1 tRNA gene and 2 rRNA genes are annotated in these 963 nt (G+C 44.7%); all 3 read left to right on the top strand.

The features are described from left to right. Window positions 1-304, top strand: a 16S ribosomal RNA gene (locus T473_RS0115810); the annotation flags it as partial. Window positions 305-401: 97 nt separating this feature from the next. Beyond that, window positions 402-477: transfer RNA gene (locus T473_RS0115805), tRNA-Ala, on the top strand. A 183-nt stretch (window positions 478-660) separates the two neighbouring features. After that, window positions 661-963: ribosomal RNA gene (locus T473_RS0115800) — 23S ribosomal RNA — on the top strand; the annotation flags it as partial.

Here is a 963-nt window from a genome sequence, read left to right as displayed (position 1 = left end):
ATGGGTGGTACAGAGGGCTGCTAAACCGCAAGGTCATGCCAATCCCTTAAAGCCATTCTCAGTTCGGATTGTGGGCTGAAACTCGCCACATGAAGCTGGAGTTACTAGTAATCGCAGATCAGAATGCTGCGGTGAATGCGTTCCCGGGTCTTGTACACACCGCCCGTCACACCACGGAAGTTGGAAACACCCGAAGCCGATTATCTAACCCTCTGGGGGGAAGTCGTCGAAGGTGGCATCAATAACTGGGGTGAAGTCGTAACAAGGTAGCCGTATCGGAAGGTGCGGCTGGATCACCTCCTTTCTAGGGAGAATTGCCTACTGTTTAATTTTGAGGGTTCTTTTRAGCTTTCTAAAAGTAAATAAAATGARGATTCTTTGAGTCTTCGACAAGAATACTTGGGGGTGTAGCTCAGTTGGGAGAGCACTTGCCTTGCAAGCAAGGGGTCAGGAGTTCGACTCTCCTCATCTCCACCAAGAGARTTCTTTGAATTTGYCTTACCGCGGCAGCGGAACAATAAAGCAGATTACAAACAATTGAATTCTGTTAGCACYTTGAAAACTGCATATATATTTAGTGATATGACATCTATTATATAAGTTTGATAATACTTTAAATTATCAGTTGATGACTTAATCATCAAAGATTTAATAACTTCTGGTCAAGTTATTAAGGGTGTAGGGCGGATGCTTGGCACTAGGAGCCGATGAAGGACGCGATAAGCTGCGATAAGCTTCGGGGAGTTGCACGTAAACTTTGATCCGAAGATTTCCGAATGAGGAAACTCACTTAGAGTAATGTCTAAGTATCATTAAGTGAATACATAGCTTAATGAGGGGAACCCGGGGAACTGAAACATCTTAGTACCTGGAGGAAAAGAAAGAAATTCGATTCCGTAAGTAGCGGCGAGCGAACGCGGATAAGCCAAACCAATGGAGCTTGCTTCATTGGGGTTGTGGACA

Origin of the sequence: Clostridioides mangenotii TR (assembly GCF_000498755.1) — a bacterium.
Classification (GTDB): domain Bacteria; phylum Bacillota; class Clostridia; order Peptostreptococcales; family Peptostreptococcaceae; genus Metaclostridioides; species Metaclostridioides mangenotii_A.
Note: the sequence above shows the minus strand (reverse complement) of the source record. Positions and strands in the feature narration are given on the sequence as shown.